At 66.6% G+C, this 21,198-nt stretch carries 23 protein-coding genes and 1 tRNA gene; 6 read left to right on the top strand and 18 right to left on the bottom strand.

Annotation, left to right across the window (positions count from 1 at the left end):
- Positions 1-13 precede the first annotated feature (13 nt).
- Positions 14-469, bottom strand: coding sequence for a GatB/YqeY domain-containing protein (locus tag PWG71_RS24270; protein WP_274812294.1), 456 nt, complete (start codon positions 467-469; stop codon positions 14-16).
- Between the two features lie 178 nt (positions 470-647).
- On the opposite strand from PWG71_RS24270, the gene PWG71_RS24265 reads away from it, so the two are divergent.
- Both PWG71_RS24265 and PWG71_RS24260 read left to right on the top strand, forming a co-directional pair.
- A complete protein-coding gene (locus tag PWG71_RS24265; protein ID WP_274812293.1) occupies positions 648-1,577 on the top strand; it encodes a metallophosphoesterase in 930 nt (309 codons plus the stop codon).
- Between the two features lie 64 nt (positions 1,578-1,641).
- Positions 1,642-1,718 (top strand) — tRNA-Pro (locus PWG71_RS24260).
- 825 nt (positions 1,719-2,543) lie between these two features.
- Here PWG71_RS24260 and PWG71_RS24255 read toward each other — a convergent pair.
- The 13 genes from PWG71_RS24255 to PWG71_RS24195 all read right to left on the bottom strand — a co-directional run bounded on the left by PWG71_RS24255 (position 2,544) and on the right by PWG71_RS24195 (position 12,616).
- Positions 2,544-3,698, bottom strand: coding sequence for a tyrosine-type recombinase/integrase (locus PWG71_RS24255; protein ID WP_274812292.1), 1,155 nt, complete (start codon positions 3,696-3,698; stop codon positions 2,544-2,546).
- A gap of 71 nt (positions 3,699-3,769) precedes the next feature.
- A complete protein-coding gene (locus PWG71_RS24250; protein ID WP_274812291.1) occupies positions 3,770-3,970 on the bottom strand; it encodes a hypothetical protein in 201 nt (66 codons plus the stop codon).
- 47 nt (positions 3,971-4,017) lie between these two features.
- The gene (locus tag PWG71_RS24245; RefSeq protein ID WP_274812290.1) at positions 4,018-5,523 is read right to left on the bottom strand and encodes a YfjI family protein; all 1,506 of its coding nucleotides are present in this window, start codon (positions 5,521-5,523) and stop codon (positions 4,018-4,020) included.
- Entirely contained in the window at positions 5,520-6,431 is a 912-nt protein-coding gene (locus PWG71_RS24240) for a bifunctional DNA primase/polymerase (protein ID WP_274812289.1), read from the bottom strand. The genes PWG71_RS24245 and PWG71_RS24240 overlap by 4 nt, the downstream gene beginning before the upstream one ends.
- Positions 6,428-7,105: a DNA cytosine methyltransferase gene (locus PWG71_RS24235; RefSeq protein WP_274812288.1), complete on the bottom strand. Its 678-nt coding sequence runs from the start codon at positions 7,103-7,105 to the stop codon at positions 6,428-6,430. Before PWG71_RS24235 ends, PWG71_RS24240 begins: the two co-directional genes overlap by 4 nt.
- Entirely contained in the window at positions 7,102-7,515 is a 414-nt protein-coding gene (locus tag PWG71_RS24230) for an RRQRL motif-containing zinc-binding protein (protein ID WP_274812287.1), read from the bottom strand. Before PWG71_RS24230 ends, PWG71_RS24235 begins: the two co-directional genes overlap by 4 nt.
- 254 nt (positions 7,516-7,769) lie before the next feature.
- Positions 7,770-9,794, bottom strand: coding sequence for a hypothetical protein (locus PWG71_RS24225; RefSeq protein WP_274812286.1), 2,025 nt, complete (start codon positions 9,792-9,794; stop codon positions 7,770-7,772).
- Positions 9,795-9,852: 58 nt separating this feature from the next.
- The gene (locus PWG71_RS24220; RefSeq protein ID WP_274812285.1) at positions 9,853-10,242 is read right to left on the bottom strand and encodes a hypothetical protein; all 390 of its coding nucleotides are present in this window, start codon (positions 10,240-10,242) and stop codon (positions 9,853-9,855) included.
- Positions 10,235-10,504: a hypothetical protein gene (locus PWG71_RS24215; RefSeq protein WP_274812284.1), complete on the bottom strand. Its 270-nt coding sequence runs from the start codon at positions 10,502-10,504 to the stop codon at positions 10,235-10,237. The genes PWG71_RS24220 and PWG71_RS24215 overlap by 8 nt, the downstream gene beginning before the upstream one ends.
- Complete coding sequence (locus PWG71_RS24210) at positions 10,501-11,640, bottom strand: DUF2637 domain-containing protein (RefSeq protein ID WP_274812327.1); 1,140 nt, start codon at positions 11,638-11,640, stop codon at positions 10,501-10,503. The genes PWG71_RS24215 and PWG71_RS24210 overlap by 4 nt, the downstream gene beginning before the upstream one ends.
- A 202-nt stretch (positions 11,641-11,842) precedes the next feature.
- Complete coding sequence (locus PWG71_RS24205) at positions 11,843-11,980, bottom strand: hypothetical protein (RefSeq protein ID WP_274812283.1); 138 nt, start codon at positions 11,978-11,980, stop codon at positions 11,843-11,845.
- Positions 11,981-11,982: 2 nt separating this feature from the next.
- A complete protein-coding gene (locus PWG71_RS24200) occupies positions 11,983-12,321 on the bottom strand; it encodes a hypothetical protein (protein WP_274812282.1) in 339 nt (112 codons plus the stop codon).
- Position 12,322: 1 nt separating this feature from the next.
- Complete coding sequence (locus PWG71_RS24195; protein WP_274812281.1) at positions 12,323-12,616, bottom strand: WhiB family transcriptional regulator; 294 nt, start codon at positions 12,614-12,616, stop codon at positions 12,323-12,325.
- A gap of 207 nt (positions 12,617-12,823) precedes the next feature.
- On the opposite strand from PWG71_RS24195, the gene PWG71_RS24190 reads away from it, so the two are divergent.
- From PWG71_RS24190 to PWG71_RS24175, 4 genes are all read left to right on the top strand, one after another.
- Positions 12,824-13,594: a GntR family transcriptional regulator gene (locus PWG71_RS24190; protein WP_274812280.1), complete on the top strand. Its 771-nt coding sequence runs from the start codon at positions 12,824-12,826 to the stop codon at positions 13,592-13,594.
- Complete coding sequence (locus PWG71_RS24185) at positions 13,591-14,031, top strand: NUDIX hydrolase (protein WP_274812279.1); 441 nt, start codon at positions 13,591-13,593, stop codon at positions 14,029-14,031. Before PWG71_RS24190 ends, PWG71_RS24185 begins: the two co-directional genes overlap by 4 nt.
- Before the next feature lie 783 nt (positions 14,032-14,814).
- On the top strand, positions 14,815-15,858 hold the full coding sequence (locus tag PWG71_RS24180; RefSeq protein WP_274812278.1) for a NaeI family type II restriction endonuclease: 1,044 nt from the start codon (positions 14,815-14,817) through the stop codon (positions 15,856-15,858).
- A 143-nt stretch (positions 15,859-16,001) separates the two neighbouring features.
- Positions 16,002-17,096 (top strand): DNA cytosine methyltransferase, encoded by a 1,095-nt coding sequence (locus PWG71_RS24175; RefSeq protein ID WP_274812277.1) that lies wholly within the window; start codon positions 16,002-16,004, stop codon positions 17,094-17,096.
- 121 nt (positions 17,097-17,217) lie between these two features.
- Here PWG71_RS24175 and PWG71_RS24170 read toward each other — a convergent pair whose 3' ends face one another.
- The 4 genes from PWG71_RS24170 to PWG71_RS24155 all read right to left on the bottom strand — a co-directional run bounded on the left by PWG71_RS24170 (position 17,218) and on the right by PWG71_RS24155 (position 21,159).
- Positions 17,218-18,333, bottom strand: a complete 1,116-nt coding sequence (locus tag PWG71_RS24170; RefSeq protein WP_274812276.1) for an MrcB family domain-containing protein — start codon at positions 18,331-18,333, stop codon at positions 17,218-17,220.
- A gap of 489 nt (positions 18,334-18,822) precedes the next feature.
- Positions 18,823-19,032 carry a DNA-binding protein gene (locus PWG71_RS24165; protein WP_274812275.1) on the bottom strand — a complete coding sequence of 70 codons (210 nt, stop codon included), beginning with the start codon at positions 19,030-19,032 and terminating at the stop codon, positions 18,823-18,825.
- A 399-nt stretch (positions 19,033-19,431) separates the two neighbouring features.
- Entirely contained in the window at positions 19,432-20,007 is a 576-nt protein-coding gene (locus PWG71_RS24160) for an HD domain-containing protein (protein ID WP_274812274.1), read from the bottom strand.
- Between the two features lie 9 nt (positions 20,008-20,016).
- Entirely contained in the window at positions 20,017-21,159 is a 1,143-nt protein-coding gene (locus PWG71_RS24155; RefSeq protein WP_274812273.1) for a helix-turn-helix domain-containing protein, read from the bottom strand.
- Positions 21,160-21,198: the final 39 nt, after the last annotated feature.

The raw sequence follows: 21,198 nt of genomic DNA, 5'->3' as shown, positions 1-21,198 counted from the left end.
TGTGCGCGGGGTGTCAGCCCGCCAGCTGCCGCTTGACCTCGGCGGCCACCCGGGAGCCCTCGGCCCGGCCGGCGATCTTCGGGTTGACGACCTTCATGACCTGGCCCATGCCCCTGGGTCCCTCCGCGCCCGTCTCCCGGATCGCGTCGGAGATCATGGTGGCCAGCTCCTCGTCGGTGAGCTGCGCCGGCAGGTAGTCGGAGATGACCGCGCTCTCGGCCCGCTCGGCCTGCGCCTGCTCCGGACGACCGCCCTTCTCGAACGCCTCGGCGGCCTCCCGGCGCTTCTTGGCCTCGCGGGTCAGCAGCGTGACGACCTCGTCGTCACCGAGGACGCGCTGAGTGGAACCGGCGGCCTCCTCGGTGGAGATCGCGGCCAGGACCATGCGAAGGGTGCCGGTGCGCACCTTGTCACGCGCCTTGATGGCGGTGGTCAGGTCGCTCTTGAGACGGTCTTTGAGTTCGGACATGGGCCGATCCTACGGTGGCGGCGGGCGGACCCACCAACGTTTTGTGCACGGGCGACGCGGATCTGAGACGATCAGCGGGGGTGCGGGGACGCCGATCCGCGACCGCTCCGTCCCGCACGGGGCACGCCGACGGATGGCACCGCATCCCTGAGCCGGGCCCGATGAGGAAGAAGGCGGCATGGGCATCGACAAGGGACGACTCCTGCGCGACGTGGGCCGTACGGCGGCGATCACGGGGGCCGTCGGGGTGGCGGGGCTGACCTACGCCTCGGTCATCGAGCGCAACTGGTTCCGGTTGCGCCGGTACGAGCTTCCCCTGCTGCCCCCGGGCAGCCCGCGACTGCGCGTCCTGCACCTGTCGGACGCGCACCTGACGCCGGGACGCCGGATGCTCATCGACTGGATCCGGGGCCTGGAGAGGTACGAACCGGACCTGGTGATCAACACCGGCGACTCGCTGGCGCACCCGGAGGCGGTGGAGCCGTTCATCGACGCCCTGGGGCCGCTCCTGGACCGGCCGGGCGCGTTCGTGTACGGGTCCAACGACCTGTTCTCCCCCCAGTTCAAGAACCCGGCCCGCTACCTGTGGCGGACCAGCAAGGACGACTACCGCAAGCGCCGGGTGCCGGACCTGCCCTGGCGCGAACTGGGCGCGGCGATGTCCGGGTCGGGGTGGCTGGACCTGAACAACCGGAAGGGGTCGCTGAAGGCCGGCGGACTCGGTGTGGCGCTGGCGGGTGTGCACGACTCGCACATCAAGCTGGACCGCTACGACGAGATCGCGGGAGCGGCCGACCCGACCGCGGACCTGCGGCTGGGCGTGCTGCACTCGCCGGAGCCGGCCAACCTGGACCGGTTCGCGGCCGACGGATACCAGCTGATGCTCGCGGGTCACACCCACGGCGGCCAGCTGTGCCTGCCGTTCTACGGGACACTGGTCACCAACTGCGGGATCGACCGACCGCGGGCGTGGGGGCTGAACGAGTACGCGGGGGCGTGGTTGCACGTGTCCGGCGGCCTGGGCACCTCGCCGTACGCGCCGGTGCGGTTCTGCTGCCGCCCGGAGGCATCACTGCTGGACCTCGTGGCCTGCCCCGGGGGCGGTTGAGCGACGTCACCGATATCGATTACCCGAGCACTCCCCATGTCCGCTAGACTTGGGCTCGTTGCTTCGGGGTGTAGCGCAGCTTGGCAGCGCGCTTCGTTCGGGACGAAGAGGTCGTGGGTTCAAATCCCGCCACCCCGACCAGCACGAAGGCCGGTCCTACGGGACCGGCCTTCGTCGTGCTGGGGGCCAAATAGGGGGCCAGCGGCATCGCCTGCAGCCTCCCCGCAGAGAGCTTCTAAGCCCCGCTCCAGGATCACCTGGCCTGCCTCTGGACCCGGTTTCGTATATACGAAACACTCAGGTTTCCGCACATGCGAATTATCCCGATCTTCTACTGAGATCCGCTACTTGACCAGCAGGCAAGACTCGCCATCCCACATCGCGCGCCTGATTCCGCACATGCGGAACATGGGGTAAAGTGTATATACAGAATCACGCAGTAAGAGATGAGTGGGAGCCCCGACACCGCCCGCAAAGCAACGCCAGGGCCCCACCCAACCAAAGGCTGGCCCCCAAAAGGGGGCTAGCCTAGCTGCCCTTGGTGATCTCCACCAAAAGACGGAACAGGACCTCAAGGAAGCGCCAGAAGTTCGGACTCTCCCAGTTGCGGTACCTGCGCATCGGCTCCACAGTTCCTCCTAGCACGCCTACTGTGACTTGCAGCGATCTGCTGTGACCGTCGGCGCTAGCCCCCGCCGGTCACAGCAAGGAGAGACCCAGAGCGTCTGCACACCCAAACTTATCGCCTCCAGCGGCAGCTTGGAATTTCTGAAACAGAAACTCGCAGGTCAAAGGATCGCAACACCCCCTATGTAGAATTTCGACATACCCATGACCTGCGGTTATTTTCCACTGCGCTTACATGGAGCCACGGACCTGGAGATCAGAAGTGATGCAGGTCACACTAAGGCAAGACCATTATGTTCCTAAAAGACCGTTTCTTTGCCAGCTTTCGGCTAGTGACTCTCAGCGGAAGAGATCTTCCATCACTTCGGCCCCCTCGGTGATGACCGGCCGGAGCTCCTTCCGGTAGACCGTCTCCGTCGTGGCGGTGCTGCTGTGGCCCACCAGGCGCGCGATGGCTTCGAGGGGCACGCCCTTCTCCGACATCAGGGAGACGAAGCTGTGCCGCAGCTCGCGCGGTGTCCAGCTCCCACCGATCCCGGACTCCTTCACGATCGCTCGGAAGGCACGCCGGACGTTGGCCGCGTCCAACTCGGTCCCGACCGTCGTGGCGAACACGAGGCGGTTGTCCTGCCATGCCTTGCCCGCGACCTTCCGGTCGTCCTCCTGTGCGGCCTGGTGCGCCCTCAGAGCATCGACTACCGGGACGGGCAGGGCCAGAGTACGACGGCTCTTCTTCGTCTTGGTGTCGCCGTCCTCGCGCACCGAACGCCAGACCTCCACATGGGGAGGGATGTCACCGGGCGGGGCGAGGTGGACGTGCTCCCAGCGGAGCGCGCGGGCTTCCTCGGTCCGGACTCCGATCATCAGTGACAGCACCACGTAGGCGAACAGCCGGGTTCCCTTGGCCGCGGCGAGTACGTCCCGGGCTTGAGAGAGCGTGAGGGCCTTGCTCGGACGCCCTTCTTTCCCTTCCGGAGTGGTGACCAGTTCGGCGACGTTGCGGAGCACCTTGTCCCGGCGTTGGGCGAACTGGATAGCCCTGCGCAGCACAGCGTGAAGTTCACGAAGCGTTCGCGTAGCGAGTTCGCCCGCCTTGGAATCGAGCCAGTCGTCAACGTCGTCGGCGGTCAAGTCCTTGAGCTTGGCCTTGCCCAGCTCCGGAACGATGTGCTTGTTCGCCAGGATGCGGCACTTGTCGACAGTCCCTTGGGCGCGGCCCTTGAGCCCGCGCTTGAGGAAGTCGTCCACGCAGTCGGCGACCGTGTAGGACGCCGAAGACTTCACACCGGTCTTGGCTTCCTGCGCCAGCGCCTTGAGCTTTTCCCGGACCTCGGTCTTGGTGCGGCCGTAGACCTTGGGGCGGCGGCGCTTGCCCGCCGGGGTGAAGCCGAGCGAGATCTCTCCCCGGTAGCAGCCCTTCTGTTCGTCCCAGTAGACCGTGCCCTGCCCGGCGTGCGCCCGAGGCTTCTTCGGCGCGGGTTCCTTGCTCCCCATGTGCTGTAGCGCTCCTGTTCTGTGTCAGAGGGTGGGGCGGCCGCTCCCCGCGGGGAGCGGCCGGGGAGTCGTCAGGCGGCGGTGGCCTCGGACTTGAGCAGGTCGACATAGGCGTCGATGGCGTCGGCGGTCACGCGCCGGTTCTTGCCGGTGCCGACGGTGGCGAGTCGGCCGGCGCGGATCTCGGCGAACAGGCGGGTGCGTCCCATCGACAGGACGTGCGCGGCCTCGGTGAGGGTGAACAGCCGCTTGGGCAGTTCGTGAACGGTCATAATCGTGCTTCCTTCCTGGGAGAACGGCTCCGGCGGTTGCTTGGCGGCTATGCGCCGGGGCCGCTGATCTGCGGGTGAACCTGGTAGGCGGGTGAGGGCGATCGTCCTCCCTTCGGGTTGCGCGGGGGTGGGGGCTCTGCGGCGATCCAGCCGTAACCCTCCAGCAGTTCCAAGGCGGGGAGGACGTCGGCGACCTTGGGGAAGGTGCCGCGCGGCAGGCCGGAGAACGCCTCCCGGACGGTGAACCGGGCGGGCTTCTTGCGCTCGATCCATTCCAGGACCAGGCGGGCGCGCTCGGTCTCGGGATCGGCGCCCATGTGGTCGAAGGCGGCTTCGGCGTGGCGGGTGAAGTACCGGCCGATCTCGATCGCGTCGGCCATGGTGTCGGCACCGATCGGCGTCCGGTAGCCGTCGACGGGGTTCGCAGCCAGGTGCAGCAGGGCGGCGATACGGATGATCGCGCCCACGGACTTGCCCGCCCAATCGGACATGTGCCCGAGGTCTCCGAGCTTGGGGTGCAACCGCGGCTCCAAGGCGCGCGCGTAGTCGAGCCGGAGGACGTCGGCCTCTGGGGAGAGCTGGAGCACCTGCGGATCGGTCCAGTCGAACAGGTGCGTCACCATCCGCATCAGCCGCTCCTCATAGGTGGCGGCCACCTCGGGCGGGACCGTGTCGGGGTCGACGTCGCGGGTGCCGATGTTGGACTCCGGCAGGGCGTACAGGAACCGCCCGAGCAGGCCCTTGCCGCGGAACCCGGGGCCGGTGGCGATCTCTCGGATGACCTCGGGCTGTACGGACAGACCCAGGGTGAGGACTGCGGAGTCGACGTGTTCGTAACGGCCGCGCCGGTTGACTCGGAGCATGTCCCCCGCATGCCCTTTCAGGAACAGGTCGAAGTTGGGCGCGCCGGAGTAGCGGCCCGCGAGAATCTGGAAGATGCCGCCTTCGGCCGACAGCACGGACAGGCGTCCTCCCTGGTCGGACAGGATCGAGGCGGCTTCTTCCGGGGTGACGTCGTCGGCGACCAGTTGGGGCAGCACCGGGACCTTGATCTCTTCGATCGCGGCGGCGGCATCCGAGGCGTCCGCGAGCGCGTCGGGTGCGCCCTTGGAGGTGACGGCCTTGGACTTGGCCTTCTCCGCCACCCCGGAGGCGATCTCCCGGGCGAGTTCGGCTTCCACGATCTGCGGTCGGATGCGGTCGGCAAGCTCCTTCTCGACTTTGAGGATCGGCGAGGTGAGAGCGCGGAACACCGCGGACTTGCGCGAGCCCGGGGGCAGGGCTACGACGGTGAACAGGTTCACGGGCTCGGTGTAGGTGCCGCGCACCCGCACGATGGCGCGGCCCCCGGCGGCGGTGGACAGGGCGGCCAGAGCGATGCACCCGGCGGCGTCCACCGGCGTCTGTGTCTCCTCCGCCACGGCGGTGACGAAGGCTCCTACCCAGTCGGGCAGGCGGTCGGCCGGGAAGGCGGGGAGCGCGCCGCGGGAACCGAGCGGGGTGGGGTGCTCCCACCCCTGCCCGGCTTCCGGTGCCCCAGTTTCGGGGTTCACGCGGCGGCTCCTCGGGGGCGGCGGATTCCGGCCTGCATGCCGCTGCGCACGGTGGCCTCGGCTTCGTCGTCTCCCAGCCCGATGCGAAGGGCGGCTTCGGTGAGCTGGTCTTCGGCCAAGTGCTTGGGGAGCATCCCGGCGCCCACGAGGGTGCCCACGGCGAACGCGGCTGTGTTCAGGGTGTGGTTGCGGCGGCCCTCCTTGGCGGCCAGCACCCGGTCGACCTCCCCGCGCAGGGCGCGGGTCACGTAGGTGGCCAGGCCGGGGCTGTTCGCGAGCGCCTGGTAGACCTGCCCTCCGGTGACCGGCCGCCGGCGGGCGGGCTCCAGCAGGGTGGCCAACCATCCGGGGAGCGGCGCCACGGGAGAGGGGTCGGCCACGGTGTAGGGTCCGCGACCGTCCGGGTCGGCCACGAACGAGCCGGGGCCGACGACGTATCCACCGGTCGCGCGGGTGTCGATGAGCCATCCGAGCCGCCCGGCGGTGTTGCGGTAGGCGGCGTTGGCGGGGGCGGCGTAGTAGAGGTGGGTGCCGCCCCGGCGCGTGGTCACGGTGAACGTCTCCATCCAACGGGTGTCGCCGTCGGCGTGCTCCTCTGCGAGGGCGGCCAGCACATCGGCGCCGTTGGTGATCCGGGGGCGCGCCCATTCCGGCGGCGGGGTCTCGCCGTCCTTGGGGGTGTCCAGGTCGATCACGACCAGGCCGGAGGGGCCGCACGCGACGGCCACGTTGTGGGTGGGGTGGGCTCCCCAGTGGGTGGCCACGGCGGACTCCTCGCGGGTGGCGTACCGCTCCCAGTCGGTGAACCCGCGGATGGGCTTCTTGGAGCGGGTGCGCAGCGGGAACACGTACCAGCCGCGACGGACGGCGGCGATCGCGTAGGGCAGGACACTGGTCGGGGCACTCATGCTGCGGCCTCCCGTCCGGTCAGGGCGGCCACCAGGTGGGTTCCGATCCACTCGGTGCAGGCCGGCGGGATCGCTTCACGAAGTTCCCGGTGGTCGTCGGTCCACGTGATGCCCTTGGCCTGCTGCATCTCAGCGATGGTGGCCTTGCCACCGCCGTTGCCGTAGGCGGCCACATAGGGGCCGTCGTAGAACACCCCGTGTCGCCAGCCGCGGACCCGCCCCCGGTGGCGCGGGTGGACGGGCTGGGGGATGTGGGTGCCGGAGAGTTCGAAGTAGCGGTGTTGGAGGACTCCGAGGCCGAACATTTCGCCGCACAGCATCAGGTCCTTGCGGACCGTGGACCCGGCGACGTTCTCGATCACGTACGGCACACCGAGGCTGTCCAGGGCGGTGCGGGTCGGGGTGATCAGCCGCGGGTGGACGTGTCCGCGGGCGGGGTTGGTGCCCTTGGCCGGTGCGCCCTCTCCCTGGCAGGGCGGGGAGGCGTGGATGGCGTCGAACTCGCTGCCGTGCGCGAGAGCGAAGGCGATCGCGTCGCCCACGTGGTGCTCGAACGGGTATCGGGGCTGAGGGTTGATGTCGACCCCGACGACCTCAAACCCGGCCTGGTGGTAGCCCATCGCGGCCCCGCCGGCGCAGGAGAACAGGTCCAGGATGCGCAGTTGTCGCTTCATGCCGCGGCCTCCAGTTCCCACGCCTGCGGGGTGCCGCCTTCGTGGCAGGCAGGGCACTGCCCGAGGGAGGTGGGGATGACGTAGACGAACACCTGACGGCAGGTCGGGCAGGTGCGGCGGGCGCGCATCGCGGCTTCGAGCGCCTTGCGGCGGGCCGGGGTGAACTCCTGCTTGGGGCGGGCCTGGTCGATCCGGTACAGGGCGGCGGTGCGCACCCGGCCCTTCTTGGCGCGGCGGGAGCGCCACATGAGCTGTGCGTCGGCGTGGGAGGTGGCGGGTCGCAGGCCCATGGCGTCCAACTGTTTGCGGGTGGCCAGTCCCGGGGCGGAGACCCAGGCGTAGCCCCATGAGTAGGTCGGCATCCCGTACCGGCCGCCGGTCGTGTCAAGGAAGCGGGTGTTGGCGGTCACGGCGTGACCCCCGCCCCGGGGTGCTGCATCATGGGAGTGCTCCTCGCAGTGATGTCAGGAGTGCTTCTTTGGGAGCGCGGCTCCGGTGGTTGCTTGGCGGCTATGCACCGGAGCCGCTTTCGTGTGTGGGGCCGGGTTGGACGCCCCGGCGCGGTGTTACAGGTCAGCGGGTGTCCAAACCGGGTTTGGACGGGGTCTGGACACCCGGTTTGGACGGCGGTTTGGACAGGGTTTGGACGACCGTTCCGGGGGTGTCAGGCCGCAGCGAGCGCGTGTGCTTCCTGGACGGTCCACACGCCGCTGGCGTCGTCGTAGCGGACCCGTCCGTCGTCGGCCAGAGCGGAGAGCTGGGTGTAGAACCAGCTCCGGCCGCGCTCGACTCCCAGGTCCGCCAGAGCGGACTTGAAGTCGGTGGCCTTGAACTGGTGGCCGGCGCCCCAGTCCTCCAAGAGGGCGTCGACTGCGGCGCGAGCCTCTTCGGCACTGGCCTTGGTGCCCTTCTTGCGGACCGGGAGCGTGAAGTCCTGCTCAAGGTCGTCGGGTATCGAGGTGTCCAGGTCGCCACTGATCTCGGGGTCGTCGTCGGGGGTTGTCAACACGATGGGCTCCATGTCGGCGTCCACGATCAGCTCCTCGTCGTCCACGTCGTCGGCCGGGCCGGTCTCCACGACGGGCACCGAGAGAACCGGAGCGGCGGTGGCGGTGCGGCCGCGGCTCTCCAAGAAGTCGGCGTACTCCTTGCCGAAGGCGGCGCGGGTGACGGGGTCGAGCTTCTCGTCCTGGTTCGGGAGCGCGTCTGCGGCGGCCTTCAGGTCGCGGTTCTCGTCCTTGGGGTCGGTGGTGGGCGGGCCGAACATCTTGACCGCGACCACGTGCCGGTCGGGGTCGGTGTGCTCGATCGCGGCGTAGGCGGCGCCCGGCTTGGACTTGCGCCACCGGGACGGGTCGCAGCCCGCTTCGGTCACGTAGTCGGGCAGGACGAAGGAGGCGTCGGCGAAGTCGCGCACGCCGAAGCAGATGCCGTCACCGAGGTTGGCGCGGGTGTCAGTGTCGAGGTTGCCCCACGTCGCCCGCTGCAAGGACAGGTCGAGGTGGATGCCGGTGGACCGGGCCACCCGGGCGACCTCCACGATCTCCTCGAAGTCGACGACTTCGGCGGCCTCTTCCACCAGCAGGTGAAGGAAGGTCAGCCCGCACCCGGGCACCCACTGGGCGTGGCCCTGGTCCGCGAGGTGGTTGGCGCGGGCCTTGATCGCGCGCTTGACGGCGGCGAGCTGGGCGCGCGCGGCGGCCTTGGTGTAGGCGGGCCACCCGATCGCGCCCTCGATCGGCCCGAGGGTCTGCCGACCCTTCGCCAGGTCGATCGCGAGAGTGAACGTGTCGGCTCGGGCGGCGACCTGCACCATCTTGACCTTGCCGTACACCGACTTCCCAGCACCCGCCATGCCGACCGTGAGGCTGTGCCGGTTGGTGATCTGGTTGAAGAAAGGCTCCCCGTCCTCGTAGGTCCCCAGGTGCAAGGGGTGGTCCGCGATGCCCGCCCCGACGTGCGCGGGGGGAAGCCCCTGCCAGGGGATGAGCTTGCCCATCACGTCCTTCTTGGTGATGACCAGCTCCGCCCGGTCCGCGCGGGACTGGTCCTCGATCACCCGGATTGCCCCCGGCGCCACCCCGTAGGCCGACGCCAGCTCCTTCGCCCGGCCCTGGATCGACTCGGCGGTCTCCCCGTTCTCCAAGGTCAGTTCGTGGCGCTGCTGCATGTCGGTGTCCGAGACCAGGCGGGCGCGCACGTCGCGCAGCCGGAGCTTGGCAGCGATCTCCTCGAAGGAGGGCAGCACCCGCCCCTTGGCCGGGGCTGCCTCGTTGGTGCCCTGCCCGCGCGCCCACAGGTGGACGTTGGACACCGCGGCCGCAGCCGCCCCGCCGATCAACAGCGCGTCCATGAGAGGACGCTCCGGCCCGAACACGGTGGCCAGTGCGAGCCAGGCTCCGGCGCCGCCGGTCATGGCGGTGGCGATGTGGTGGGCGTACCAGGTGCGCGCCCCAGTGAGCCGGTGGGCGGCGTAGGTGACGACCCCGCCGGCCGCGGCGATCGCGGCGGCGGCCAGGCCGGTGTAGACGCCGGCGTCGCCCCACATCCAGTGCGTGAAGTACCCGCCCGGGATCAGAGCGGGGGCGGCCAACCAGGGGCGAACGTAATCGCCCCAGGTCGCGCGAGGGCGGCGCTTCTTCTCGGGGTCCTCGTCCCGACCCCGGTAGACCAGCTCAGTGCGAGCCATCAGCTTCTCCTCCGTGTGGTGGGCGGGGGCCGCACCGTGCGGCCCCCGCTGGGGTGGGTCAGGCGGACAGGTCGATGGGCTTGCGGGCCTTCTTGCGCTTGACCAGGTAGTCGAAGTGCTTGAGCATCGACCCCCACGTCCGCACGGCCTCCACCCCCACGACCCGCTGTCCTTCGGCGGCACGGCGCAGGTGACGGGCCACGGACCGGGCCTTGCGCCGGGTCGCCAGGCGGGAACCACCGTCGCCGGGCGGCAGCTCTCGCAGGGCGCCTTCCAGCTCCTGGGCGGAGAACTCCAGCTCGACAGCGAGCGCGCGGGAGAGCTTGCGGACGGTCTCGGTGTAGCGGCGGATGTCCGAGCCGGTCTCGAACTGGATCATCTCCAGGTCGGCCATGATGCGCTTGAGCTCGGAGCGTTCGGTCGGGGGCTTGGGGGCGTCGTCAGCCATGGGTTTCGTCCTCCTCGGTGCTCTGGGTCGGGCGGGTGATGATCACGGCGATCACGCCGCGGCCGGGGCCGTAGCGGCGGGCGTGGGCGGTGGCCAGATGGGTGCGCCAGGTCTGCCCCAGCCAGCGCAGGAACTCGGTTCCGGACCTGTGCAGGGGGCGGATGTCCAGGCAGGCGGAGATCAGCGTGTCTGCCTGCAACAGGAGGTGGTCGGCGAAGGTCAGTGCCGCCTGCAACCGGGTGCGCCACGTGGGGGGTCTCATGCGCTGTCCCCCTCCGTGCTCTGGCGGGTCTCACCGCGGTAGCGCTGGAGCAGACGGGCGGCGTGCGACTTCGAGCACCCCAGCTCCGCAGCGAGCTTGCGAGCACTCATCCGGGGGTGGCGGGACAGGGCGCGGCGGGCCTGTCCCATCAGGGTGTCCCCACCGTCCCGCTCGGTCTCATCGACCGTCCCACCGCCGTCGTGTCCCTGCTCAGGGGCCGTCTCATCCCCCCTGGGAAGGTCACCCCAACCCGGCAGGGACAGACCGTTCGAGTGCCCGAGGCCGGTGCCGGAGTCCAGCGTCGGGACCGGTCCGTCCCCCGAGGGGACACCCGTCCCGTCACCGTCCCCCCTGTCGCGCATGAACGCCTCGATCGCGTCCGCGAAAGGCGTCTCCTCGGACTGCTCTGGGGCGGCGCTCCCGCCTTCCCGAACAGTCGAGGGGACACCCTCCCCAGGGGAGGGGACAGCCCCTTGGGACGCGCGCATCCGCGCCGCCTGCTCCGGGGTCTTGGGGACGGACGGGGTGAGCGCGTCCACCAGCCGCAGGGCCTGGGGCAGGTCGCGCCCGTTCGCCAGCATCCACACCACGTGGCGGGGAGTGTGCTTGCGCCAGGCACGGCCGTACTCCTGCCGCAGCACGCTGCGGGCGTACTGGCGTGCCGACTCCAGCCGCAAGGCGGCCTCGTAGGAGGTGATGCCCCATCCGAGCATGAGCCGCGCGACCAAGAAGGTCGACCAGGGCTGTGCGATCCACCGCCCGGCGGGGATACGGTCAGGCAGCTCCCCGTGGATCATTCCGGCCATGTGGCGCACCCACGCGGCGACGGCTTCGGAGATCAGGATGATCACCACCGGCGGTCCGGCGTGACCGAGCAGACCGACCAGACCCTCACCAGAGCCGGTCTGCCCGATGTTCAGCGCGACGGTGGCAGCGGACAGGGTGTAGGCCGCCCACCGCGCCAGAGGGTGACGTCGGCCCTGCCATTCCATGACCAGGTCCAAGACCAGGAAGAACACGATCACGGCGTCGATACCGATGGGGAACATCCACCGCAGGTCCCCGAAGGGGGTGTCCTCCAGCCAGGTCGCGGCCTCGTACAGGGAGGCGTAGCTCATGGCGAACGCGAACCCGATGAGGACGGTCGCGGCGGTGCCGACCAGGGCCGTGATGACCAGGTGGGTCGACGTGATGCTCGCGCGGTCGGCGGCGACCTGGGGCAGGCGCCGCTTGATCCAGCGGACCGCGAGAACGACCAGGGCGAGGGTCAGGGCCGTGACCAGCCACCAGGGCGGGTCACGGCCCAGGCCGTCACCGTGTCCAGCCAGGGAGCGGTGTTCATCGACGGTCCCCCAGCTTGGACAGGCGACGGATGGTGTCGCGGTCGGCGCGCGGGCTGGGCAGCTGCTTGCCGGTGAGCCACCAGGTGAGGCCGACGACGGCGAACAGCGCGAACAGGGAGATCAGGGTGGCCATGGCTACTCCTCCGTCAGGTCGTCAGCGATCTTGCAGAGGCAGGAGACCCGGACACCGGTCCCGTTCCAGTCCCGGGCGTAGACCGACGCGACGGGCGTCTCCCACCCGTTGACCGGGGCGTCGAAGGTGCGGGAAATGTCGGTGACGAGCTGACGGCGCTCCTTGACGGTGCTCCTGCTGGGGCAGAGCCACAGGTCGACGTGGGGGCCGTCGTGGTGGTCAACCTTGACCATCAGTTCGGGGTAGTCGCCGGAGAGCTGTCCGACGACGACCGAAGCGAGAACCAACAGCTCCGGGGCGGACATGGGGCGGGTGTCGGGGGTCTGGATGCGGTCGACCATGTCAGGCGGCCTCTCGGGAAAGTCGGCGGATCTCATCGTGGGTGAGGCCACCCCAGATGCCCGCAGGCGGCAGGTCGCGCGTGGCCAGCTCCAGGCAGATCGCGCGGACGGGGCAGGTGTCGCACAGGACCTTGGCGGCGCGCTCGCGCAGGGTGCGGGCGGCGGGCGTCTCACCGAAGCGGTCACTGGTGTCGGGCTCGAAGAACAGCTCCGGCTGCGCGGTGCAGGGGAGACGGTTGTCGGCCAGTTCGGCGCGGAGCTGCGCCGTGGTCAGGCCCTTGGGGTCGGGGCTCACGGAACCTCCTGTGTGAGTGGGAAGCCCGGTCCCTGCTGGCGGCTATGAAGCAGGGCCTCGGGCTGCTGTGTCTTCGACGGTACGGACTTATGTCATAGGCGTCAAGACATATGCAATAAGTTCTTGTGGGGATCGCCGTGGGATGAGACCGAGGGGCCGATCGCTTACTTTAATAACACCCCACATATGTCAGAAGACGGAGGTCCGATGGGCAGCCTCGAAGCGCCGAAGGCCAGATACAAGCAGGTGGCGGACCTGTTGCGGGATGCCATCAAGCGTGGTGAGTACCCGGCAGGTTCGTCGCTGCCCAGCCAGCCGGAGCTTGCCCGGGAGTACGACCTGAACCAGAGCTCGATCAGTCGGGCCATGGCCATGCTCCGAGCCGAAGGGCTGATCCGGACGGAGCACGGGAAGGGCTCCGTCGTCCTGGAAGTGCCCACGGTCAAGCGGGTCCGGCGCATTGACCGGGACTACCGCACCCGCCCGACGGGCAGCAGCTTCGCAGAGGAGCTGAACAAGGCCGGGCGCACCTCCCGCACGGAGCTGGTCGTCTGCGATTCCGTGGATGCGCCGGCCGACATCGCGGAAGTCCTCCGGCTGGGTGAGTCCGAACAGGCCCTGCTGCGCAAGCGCCACATGTACGCAGAGGACAAGCCGGTACAGATCGCGGCCTCGTACATCCCTATGAGCGTGGCCGGGAGCGTCGACATCGCCATGCCGGACACCGGTCCCAGCGGCATGTACGCCCGTATCGCGGAACGGGGCTTCGGTCCGGTGAGGTTCACCGAGGACATCGAGGTCCGCGGCGCCCAAGAGGATGAAGCGGTCTTCCTGAACATCTCACCCGGACAGCCGGTGTTCGCCATCCTCCGAACCGCCTTCGACAAGGACAACCGCCCGGTAGAGACCTGCCTGAACGTCCTGGCGGCTCTCCAATGGAAGCTCACCTACGCATGGGAACAGGACGTGAGGTCATGACCGGCAAGACACCCCGACACAGCGTCAGCGTCACCGGCGTGGTCGTACGACAGACGGACAGCAAAGTCCTCGTGATCAAGCGCGCGGATGACGGCCGCTGGGTCCCGCCCGGCGGCGTCTTGGAGTTGAACGAGACCCCGGAACAGTGCGTGGTGCGGGAAGTCCGCGAGGAGACCGGGATCGAGGCCAAGCCGGTCCGCCTGGTCGGCGTGTACAAGAACATGGATCTCGCCGTGGTCTCCCTGGCTTTCCTCTGCGAACCGGTGGGCGGTGAACTGCGCACCAGCGACGAATCGAGCGTGGCCACCTGGCTCACACCGGAGGAAGCGATCGAGCGCTGCCCCGAAGCGCGAGGGGTGCGCATCAGGGATGCTCTGGCCGACGACGGCCCCCATGTTCGAGCGCACGACGGCACGTCCCTGCTTCCCGGGAGCTGACTCCCCCTGGGGAGCGCCACAGAACTCACAGAACCTCCAAAACCAGGGTTGTGCGAGGCCAGGATGCAGGAGAGCGGAACCGCAGAACGCCGCGATACCTCCGCAGAACCGCAGAAGCCTACGCGCAAGGGGGTTCTGCGGTTCTGCGGAGGTTCTGCGAGGTAATGCGACCCCGGGGCGCGGGGCGCTGACCCGCACATACGGGGGTTCTGTGGGTTGTGCGGGTTCTGCGGCGGGTGCCGTAGGGCTCCCCAGAGGGGCAGGCCAGAACTTGCATGTGTGCGGTCGAAATCCGGCCGTCTGAGATCAGCGCAGCGACGCGAACTCGCTCACCCTGGGGTGATCCATCGTGGCCGAAAACCGGGCTCTCACAGGCGACCTGGGGCGCCCAATGAGCGACCGACCATGGTGAACCTGGGGAATCCAGTCGGATGAGCCTCTCGTTCAAGCCGTTGGCGCTGGTGAACGTGGTAGCCGGCCATGCTGCTGGAAAGCTCCTACGCCCTGCGGCTGACCACCGGAGCGGTCACCGCTCGCCTGAAGGCGGATGAGGACTCTACTCCGGTGAAGCCCGCTCCAGACTCACAGGGCGGCGGATACGCAGCTGCTCCTCACACGCCACTGACGAGCTGCCAGGCGACTGCTACACCTCGCCTTCCCTTGATATCGCGGTCCGGCTCCGCAGAGCGCTCTAGACGGCCATGCCGCGGAACAGGACCGGTGTCATCCACAGCGTCGAGGTTCCTCTAGCGGCAGGCCGGCGCCCGGTCGTAGAGTCAGACCGTGACTCAAGACCCTTCCCTCTTCTCTGTGGAATCCCTTCAACCAAGCGTATCCCCCTCAAAAATAGATGAAGAACACCCCACTTCTCCCTCATCCAACCCAGAGCACGATGCAGGCATCGATAGTGTTCACACCTGGTTTATAAACCAGAAGGGTTATATCGAACGCTTCGCCCAAGTATTCAGAAAATCCATCGACGAAGTACTAGACGGACAACGAACAGGACGATACGACCTCTATATACAAAAAGGCAAAGAGCGGGTAGAGAAAACAGAAAAGACATACCTGGGAACAAAGGTTGAAATCGTAGCTCGAGCAGAATTTGACCTAGGCTACGGCCACCCCATGGACTACAATATCGATGGCCACCAGGTTGACGCAAAGTTTACCATCGGAAGCACATGGACAATCCCACGAGAGGCAATGGGGCACATCTGCCTACTAATGCGCGCCAACGACCAACAAGGCACCTTCCAGGTAGGCCTAATTCGCATATCAGAGGACAACCTAAACAGCGGATTGAACGGCGACAAGAAAAGAACCATCTCGGCAGCGGCGCGAGGGAAAATTAGATGGATCGTCGAGAGGGGGGAGCTCCCAGAAAATATCCTACTCAACCTAAAGAAAAGCGATCCCGAAAAAGTCAAATCAATCTTCCGAGCATCAGAAGGATACAAAGGAGGAGGAAACGGGGGTCAGCTTCGAGTGAATGAGCTCTTCCGGCAAATGCTCGGACAACTCGTAGATCGAACAACGGTTGTAACCGTGGCAACACAGCATGACGGGCCAAAACGAGCACGCGACGCGCGCAAACACCTAAGGCCAGAGGGCATCGTAGTTTTGGGCCACATGAAACCTGCACCCCAAATTGCCAAGGACCTAGGACTACCTGTTCCTAGCAATGGGTTCTGGGTTTCCGCCAAACTTGCTCGTGTCTCCGACAGCGATCTCCGTCCCACAACGCTGATCAACGGTATCCGCTACGGACTTTGGAGAGATGGTGACACTCCAGGCGAAGCGCCCATCATCAAAGATGGACTCTGATCAAAACCCTTTAACCTTAGGCATTGTCACCCTACGCCCCCGGCACACGGTAAGCTCGGTGGTCGCCACCAACCAATAGTGATGAGGGTCACCAAGTACGTGAAGCACGGAACGAGTGACCCCATAAAAACCCTGGAGACCAAGTGCGCCCCGTCCAGATTGTGGACCTATTCGCTGGCCCTGGCGGCCTAGACGTAGCAGCGGAGAAACTTGGCATCCCAACAGTAGGTGTGGAATGGGATACCTCAGCTTGCGAAACACGCCGCGCGGCCGGACTCGAAACAGTTGAAGGCGATGTGCGCGACTTCGGACCTAAACAATTTCCCAGAGCTGACGTCCTTGCCGGAGGGCCCCCCTGCCAGACCTTTACTGTTGCTGGCAGCGGAGCTGGCCGCAGAGCACTCGATGATGTTCTGAGCTTCGTCAAGCGCATGGTAGCGCGAGAAAATATCCGAGAGATAAAAAAAGATCTCTCGACAATGGAAGATGAACGCACGGGTTTGGTACTAGAACCCCTCCGCTGGGCGCTCGAAGCAATCGACGAACAAGGAATTCCTTATCGAGCGATAGTTCTCGAGCAGGTCCCCGCAGTGCTACCGGTATGGGAAGCCTACGCCGAAGCACTAAAAGGCGAAGGATACTCCGTGGCCTGTGGCATTCTTCGCACGGAAGCATACGGCGTCCCTCAGACGCGAAAAAGGGCTGTACTAATTGCCCGATTCGGAAACGAGAAAGTCTCTCTTCCTTCTCCTACTCATCGAACCTACCGCAAGGGTGTACCTCGAGAGGAAGGGGATGCAGGGCTGGCCCCGTGGAGGACCATGGCAGATGTCCTTGATCGAGACTCAAAGTTCTTTGTGATTTCCAATTATGGAACTGGAGGAGACCCCAAAGCCCGCGGACAGAGGTCTTCCTCTGAGCCGTCAGCTACAGTCACTGGAAAAATATCTCGAAACCGTGTTGTTTCCGAAAATGGATCCGAGATGCCCCGGTTCACATTTTCAGAGGCGGGTCGCCTTCAAACGTTTCCATCCGACTACCCATGGTCAGGGCGCGACATAAGCCAACAAATCGGCAACGCCGTGCCCCCACGACTTGGAATGCACATCATTAGTGCCGCCCTTGACTGGAACACCCCCTCCGAAGAAACCCTTGATAGGATTAAAAAGTGGGGCTCCACCAAGGCACACAGAAGCAGCGACCACAATGAATCAAGCACTCAACTCTTCTACGTCTAGACCCTTGGCAATTAGCTTTATTTATCGCCATTTGAAGCAGCCTACCCAGGCCTAAACCTAATAGGACAGCGCCAGCCACTGGCGAACTCCTGCCTGCCAGGTTAGAAGCTCAGAGGGGTAGTTAAATGACCTGTTCAACTCCGGATCGGTAAATGTAGGAGACGACAGTGAGGTCTTCCTCCTCAATCACCCAAGGCGAAGTGCAGTGCAGGACGCCTCCACTCGCCATAGGTGGTGACACGCTCCGATCCAGTTGGATCGAGTGCACGACCACCAGAGCATTCTCAGGCGCGAGCTCGCGCTGCTTCTCGACCTCAGCACGTGTAAGGATCACCTGGGTGCCCTCGGAGGTGGTCCCCTTCACCTCAACGTGCAGGCGTTCGTCCCCCCGCTTCAGCAGCAGGTCGTAGGACTCCGTGGCCCCGACGTCCTTGACCTCCCACCCCTGGTTCTCGAAGTAGGCGGTGGCCATGCCGACGCTGTGCAGTTCCAGCGCGCGTCGATCGGGTGCGCTCAGTCGGAACCCTTGGCCCTTGGCGGCCTTCGTGCGCCGTCCAGCCGTCTTGGCAGCGGCGTCGGTGGCGTCCAGCACCTCAGGAGGTGCGTCACCCGGGACGTGAGGGGCGGTGTCCTCGCCCTGGTGAACCGCATAGAGCAGGCGAGCCATGAATAGCAGGTCCTCAACGAGGGTGGTCTCGTCCGGCATGGCGTGGCGGTCGTAATCGATCGCGACCACGCTGCCGGCCGCGTATCGACGTGCCACCTTCGACTTCGTGGCTTGGAGGTCGATGTCCTCGACGAGGTCATTGCGTTCGGAGAGCATCTCCTTCAGCAGAGGTCGCGCCCACGCCACCCGTTTAGCGAGCTCCTCCGGGCTTCGCGGTGCGAAGTCGGCCCCTGTCCATCGACTGGTGCCCTGGATCAGGGAGAGATAGACCCGATCCCCCTGCGCACTGAAGAGGTAGACCAGGTACCAACCGTCCGTCGCGCTGGAGGAACGTTGTGGAAGGTAGACACGGGTCCAGGGAACTTCCGTCTTGAGTCCCGTCCCGTCACGTCCTTCCACCCCTACCTCGAGCTCGGGCACACCCAGGGCTGCTGCCAAGACCGCCGTGTGCTGCCGGAGTTGATTCGGAAGCGTGTTGCGGACCAGAACCCCGCGGCTCTTCATGGCCTCGGTGTTCTTCGCGCTCCACTGCTTCTGAAGGTCAAGGATCTTGATCAGGGTCTCGTCCACGAGACCGAGCCTAGGCAAGCCCTCCAACACGGGCCAGGGGAGATCACTTCGATGTGCCGATACCGGGGAGCGTGGTTCTCGAGAATTCGTGCGCGCGGGCCCGAGAACCGACCTCCTGAGATCGCTTCCATCGGGCGAACTCCACCGGCCGAAGGTGATCCATCGTGGCCCTGAACTTCCCGCTCAGGGACTGTCTGAGGGGGCCATATGGGGGGCCACAGGAAGCGTACGCATACGGACCGAGACGAACTCTGTCGATGCCCTCTGGGCAGCTCACGAGCGGTTCCCACAGCAAGCTCCCCCACTGATTCGAGTTCGGGACGAAGAGGTCGTGGGTTCAAATCCCGCCACCCCGACTGTGAAGTAGCAGGCGAGAGGCTTGATCGCGGACATCCGCGATCGGGCCTCTTCTTGTTTGACCGTGGTTCGACCGTGAGATTGAACGTCACGAGATGGCCGCGACCGGCCACCCCCGACACCGCGCGATCCTCAATGATCGACGTCCGCCGCCCCGATCACGCGCAGCAGATCCGCCGTGGGGACACGGTAGAGGCCACCGATCCTGACTACCCGGCATGGGAAGTCATCGCAGCGCGCCGGCTCGTACGCCTTCGTACGACCGATGCCGAGGATGCTGGCGGCGGTCATCAGGTCGATGGTGGGTGGAAGTTGTCTGAGTTCATCCAGGGTCAGAGCCACAAGGCCTCCAGAGAAGTCGATCTGTCGACTTCGGAAAGCTCACTGCCACGACGCCGCCCCACATTTGACAGCGGTCGCGAGCGACACGTGTCGGGGGCCCATGGTCCACCCCTGCACCCATACTGATCTGGGAGGCCACATACGCAGGGGTAGCCCCTCATAGGGACGGGGGCAACGACCGGTTCAACGGCCACCCGGTTGACGTAGGTGGGCAATCGCTGAGACCGCCATGCGCAGTGTCGCCCCGTGCCCTCCGTTGCCATCACGTCCCGTCCGTCCCGTGCGAGCGCTCCTGCCCACTTGTTGCGATCGAGACGGACTTCTCGGCTCACTGGCACAGGAAAAGACCCATCCGTGTGCACGACTGAGCTTCGTGTGGCTGATGGGGTCGGACGCCAGCTACCGGTCTCGGGCCTCGTGCATCCACTCCAGGGGACCACGCGCCAGAGCTTCCTCCGCGAGGCGCTTCGCGGAGGCGGTCTTGAGAGCGGCCAGGGACGTGTCGATCCACGCCTGCGTGTGCGTGTTGCCCTGCTCTCGGTACTCCACGGCCTGCAACAGACATTCGAACTTGTCCGCGTCGCGTGCGCAGCGGGCCTCCAACGACTCCTTGGCCTCGTACTCCCCGACCACAGAGCCGATCACCTCCGCCAGCGGTTCCGGAAGACCGGCCGTCTGGTCTGCGGTCACCTCGGTGTTGGGTGCGGCCTTGAGGTAGCGCTTGCCAACGTAGGGGATGTCCATCACCCGGGTTTCCTGGGTGTCGTGGAACAGCGCAAGGAACGCCGCGCGCTCCGGGTCCGCTCCTTCGAGCGAGGCGATCACCGCCGCGACGACGGCCGTGCGGTGCGAGTGGTCCGCGATGGACTCGGGGTCCGTCACCCCGGCGATCTGCCAGCCCGTGCGCTTGTAGCGCTTCAGCAGGCCGATCTCGTACAGGAAGTCGACGGTGCTGGTGTCCTGCTCGTCTGCCATGGGGCTCCTCTACCTCCGCTGTGCCATCCGAAGAGCGTAGAGGACGGCCTCCAGTTCGCGTCGGGATCGCTGTGAAACCGTCCCCTCGTCCAGAAGGCGGAGCACGATCGGGGTCGTGCTCGCCGCGTTCCTGTCATCCAGGAGGCCCGGCTTGCGGATGATGAGTGCCCACAGGCTGTGGACGACGATGTCGACATAGGGATTCGCGGGGTCGAGCTTGCCCGTGAGGTGATTGAGCATGCGATCGCCCCGCCAGGCGTCCACGTCCAACTCGACCATGAACGTGTCGGCCAACTGTGGATCGGCCACCTCGCCCAGCCAGTACGCCCAGTAGTTCAGGTTGGCGTTCTCACACGCATCGGTGGACACGTGCGCGTCGATGAACTCGGGAAGCGCCTCCGTATCCCCCTTCCGGGCCAGTGAGTGGGCACCGGAGCGCACGACCGCCCATGAGGGCGACCACTCCGCGGCGGCGCGAAGACGGCGCTTCTCCGCTCCCTGCATCACAGCTAGCCATTCGGCGGTCTCCGCAGAGGTGTCGAACCCCGTCACGTAGTGCGCCTGCCGACGGAGGAGAGACCCCTTCACCGTGTCGCGTGACGCCTGTTCGGCCGCAGCCCTCAAGTGCGCGCTTATGTGCTGGCGCTCATCCGCCGCCAGTTCGGGACCGCTGCCCGTCGGCCCACGCCTGACGGATGAACCCGTCTCCGCGAGAACTGCCGGAGCGACCCCGATGAACGGCCAGGCCACCAGGTCGGTGAACGGCCTCGTGATCACCCACGTGGCGAGCGGATGGCTCTCAAGGTCGACCGTGCGCCCTGCTCCGAGCACGTATCCCAGGAAGCGGTCGGCTTCCAGTGCCGTGTCGAGTTGCGTGAGCAGGCGGGGAGCGGCCCCGAGCCGGTGCAGGAGGTGCCGCAGCCGGAAGTACTGGCCAGTGCTGACCGCCATCAGCGGGCGCCGTCCGGACTCCCATCCCTGAAGGGTGCTCACGTCCACGCCGATCCGTTCGGCAAGGGACTCCTGCGTGTGCCCGACCGCCCTCCGGAGGGCCTTGAGGACGTGGCCGGACACCCGCCCCTCGCGTTCGGAGTCGGGCGCGGCGGAGAAACCCTGACCCGTGGTCAGTGTTGGTCGGCTGTTCTTCGGCATGGGGGCCTCGAAGGGGGTTCGGACTCGTACTGGCAGTCA

Source organism: Nocardiopsis sp. N85 (genome assembly GCF_028882275.1).
Taxonomy (GTDB): domain Bacteria; phylum Actinomycetota; class Actinomycetes; order Streptosporangiales; family Streptosporangiaceae; genus Nocardiopsis; species Nocardiopsis lambiniae.
The sequence above is the reverse complement of the archived record's forward strand: the minus strand, read 5'-3'. Positions and strand labels throughout refer to the sequence as shown.

What these genes read in the sequence shown, in the direction of transcription:
- PWG71_RS24200 (WP_274812282.1), bottom strand. Translation starts at nt 12,321, where the DNA reads ATGGTCGACCGCATCCAGACCCCCGACACCCGCCCCATGTCCGCCCCG.
- PWG71_RS24155 (WP_274812273.1), bottom strand. Translation starts at nt 21,159, where the DNA reads ATGCCGAAGAACAGCCGACCAACACTGACCACGGGTCAGGGTTTCTCC.
- PWG71_RS24235 (WP_274812288.1), bottom strand. Translation starts at nt 7,105, where the DNA reads ATGAAGCGACAACTGCGCATCCTGGACCTGTTCTCCTGCGCCGGCGGG.
- PWG71_RS24190 (WP_274812280.1), top strand. Translation starts at nt 12,824, where the DNA reads ATGGGCAGCCTCGAAGCGCCGAAGGCCAGATACAAGCAGGTGGCGGAC.
- PWG71_RS24160 (WP_274812274.1), bottom strand. Translation starts at nt 20,007, where the DNA reads ATGGCAGACGAGCAGGACACCAGCACCGTCGACTTCCTGTACGAGATC.
- PWG71_RS24265 (WP_274812293.1), top strand. Translation starts at nt 648, where the DNA reads ATGGGCATCGACAAGGGACGACTCCTGCGCGACGTGGGCCGTACGGCG.
- PWG71_RS24225 (WP_274812286.1), bottom strand. Translation starts at nt 9,794, where the DNA reads ATGGCTCGCACTGAGCTGGTCTACCGGGGTCGGGACGAGGACCCCGAG.
- PWG71_RS24270 (WP_274812294.1), bottom strand. Translation starts at nt 469, where the DNA reads ATGTCCGAACTCAAAGACCGTCTCAAGAGCGACCTGACCACCGCCATC.
- PWG71_RS24250 (WP_274812291.1), bottom strand. Translation starts at nt 3,970, where the DNA reads ATGACCGTTCACGAACTGCCCAAGCGGCTGTTCACCCTCACCGAGGCC.
- PWG71_RS24185 (WP_274812279.1), top strand. Translation starts at nt 13,591, where the DNA reads ATGACCGGCAAGACACCCCGACACAGCGTCAGCGTCACCGGCGTGGTC.
- PWG71_RS24255 (WP_274812292.1), bottom strand. Translation starts at nt 3,698, where the DNA reads ATGGGGAGCAAGGAACCCGCGCCGAAGAAGCCTCGGGCGCACGCCGGG.
- PWG71_RS24220 (WP_274812285.1), bottom strand. Translation starts at nt 10,242, where the DNA reads ATGGCTGACGACGCCCCCAAGCCCCCGACCGAACGCTCCGAGCTCAAG.
- PWG71_RS24240 (WP_274812289.1), bottom strand. Translation starts at nt 6,431, where the DNA reads ATGAGTGCCCCGACCAGTGTCCTGCCCTACGCGATCGCCGCCGTCCGT.
- PWG71_RS24215 (WP_274812284.1), bottom strand. Translation starts at nt 10,504, where the DNA reads ATGAGACCCCCCACGTGGCGCACCCGGTTGCAGGCGGCACTGACCTTC.
- PWG71_RS24205 (WP_274812283.1), bottom strand. Translation starts at nt 11,980, where the DNA reads ATGGCCACCCTGATCTCCCTGTTCGCGCTGTTCGCCGTCGTCGGCCTC.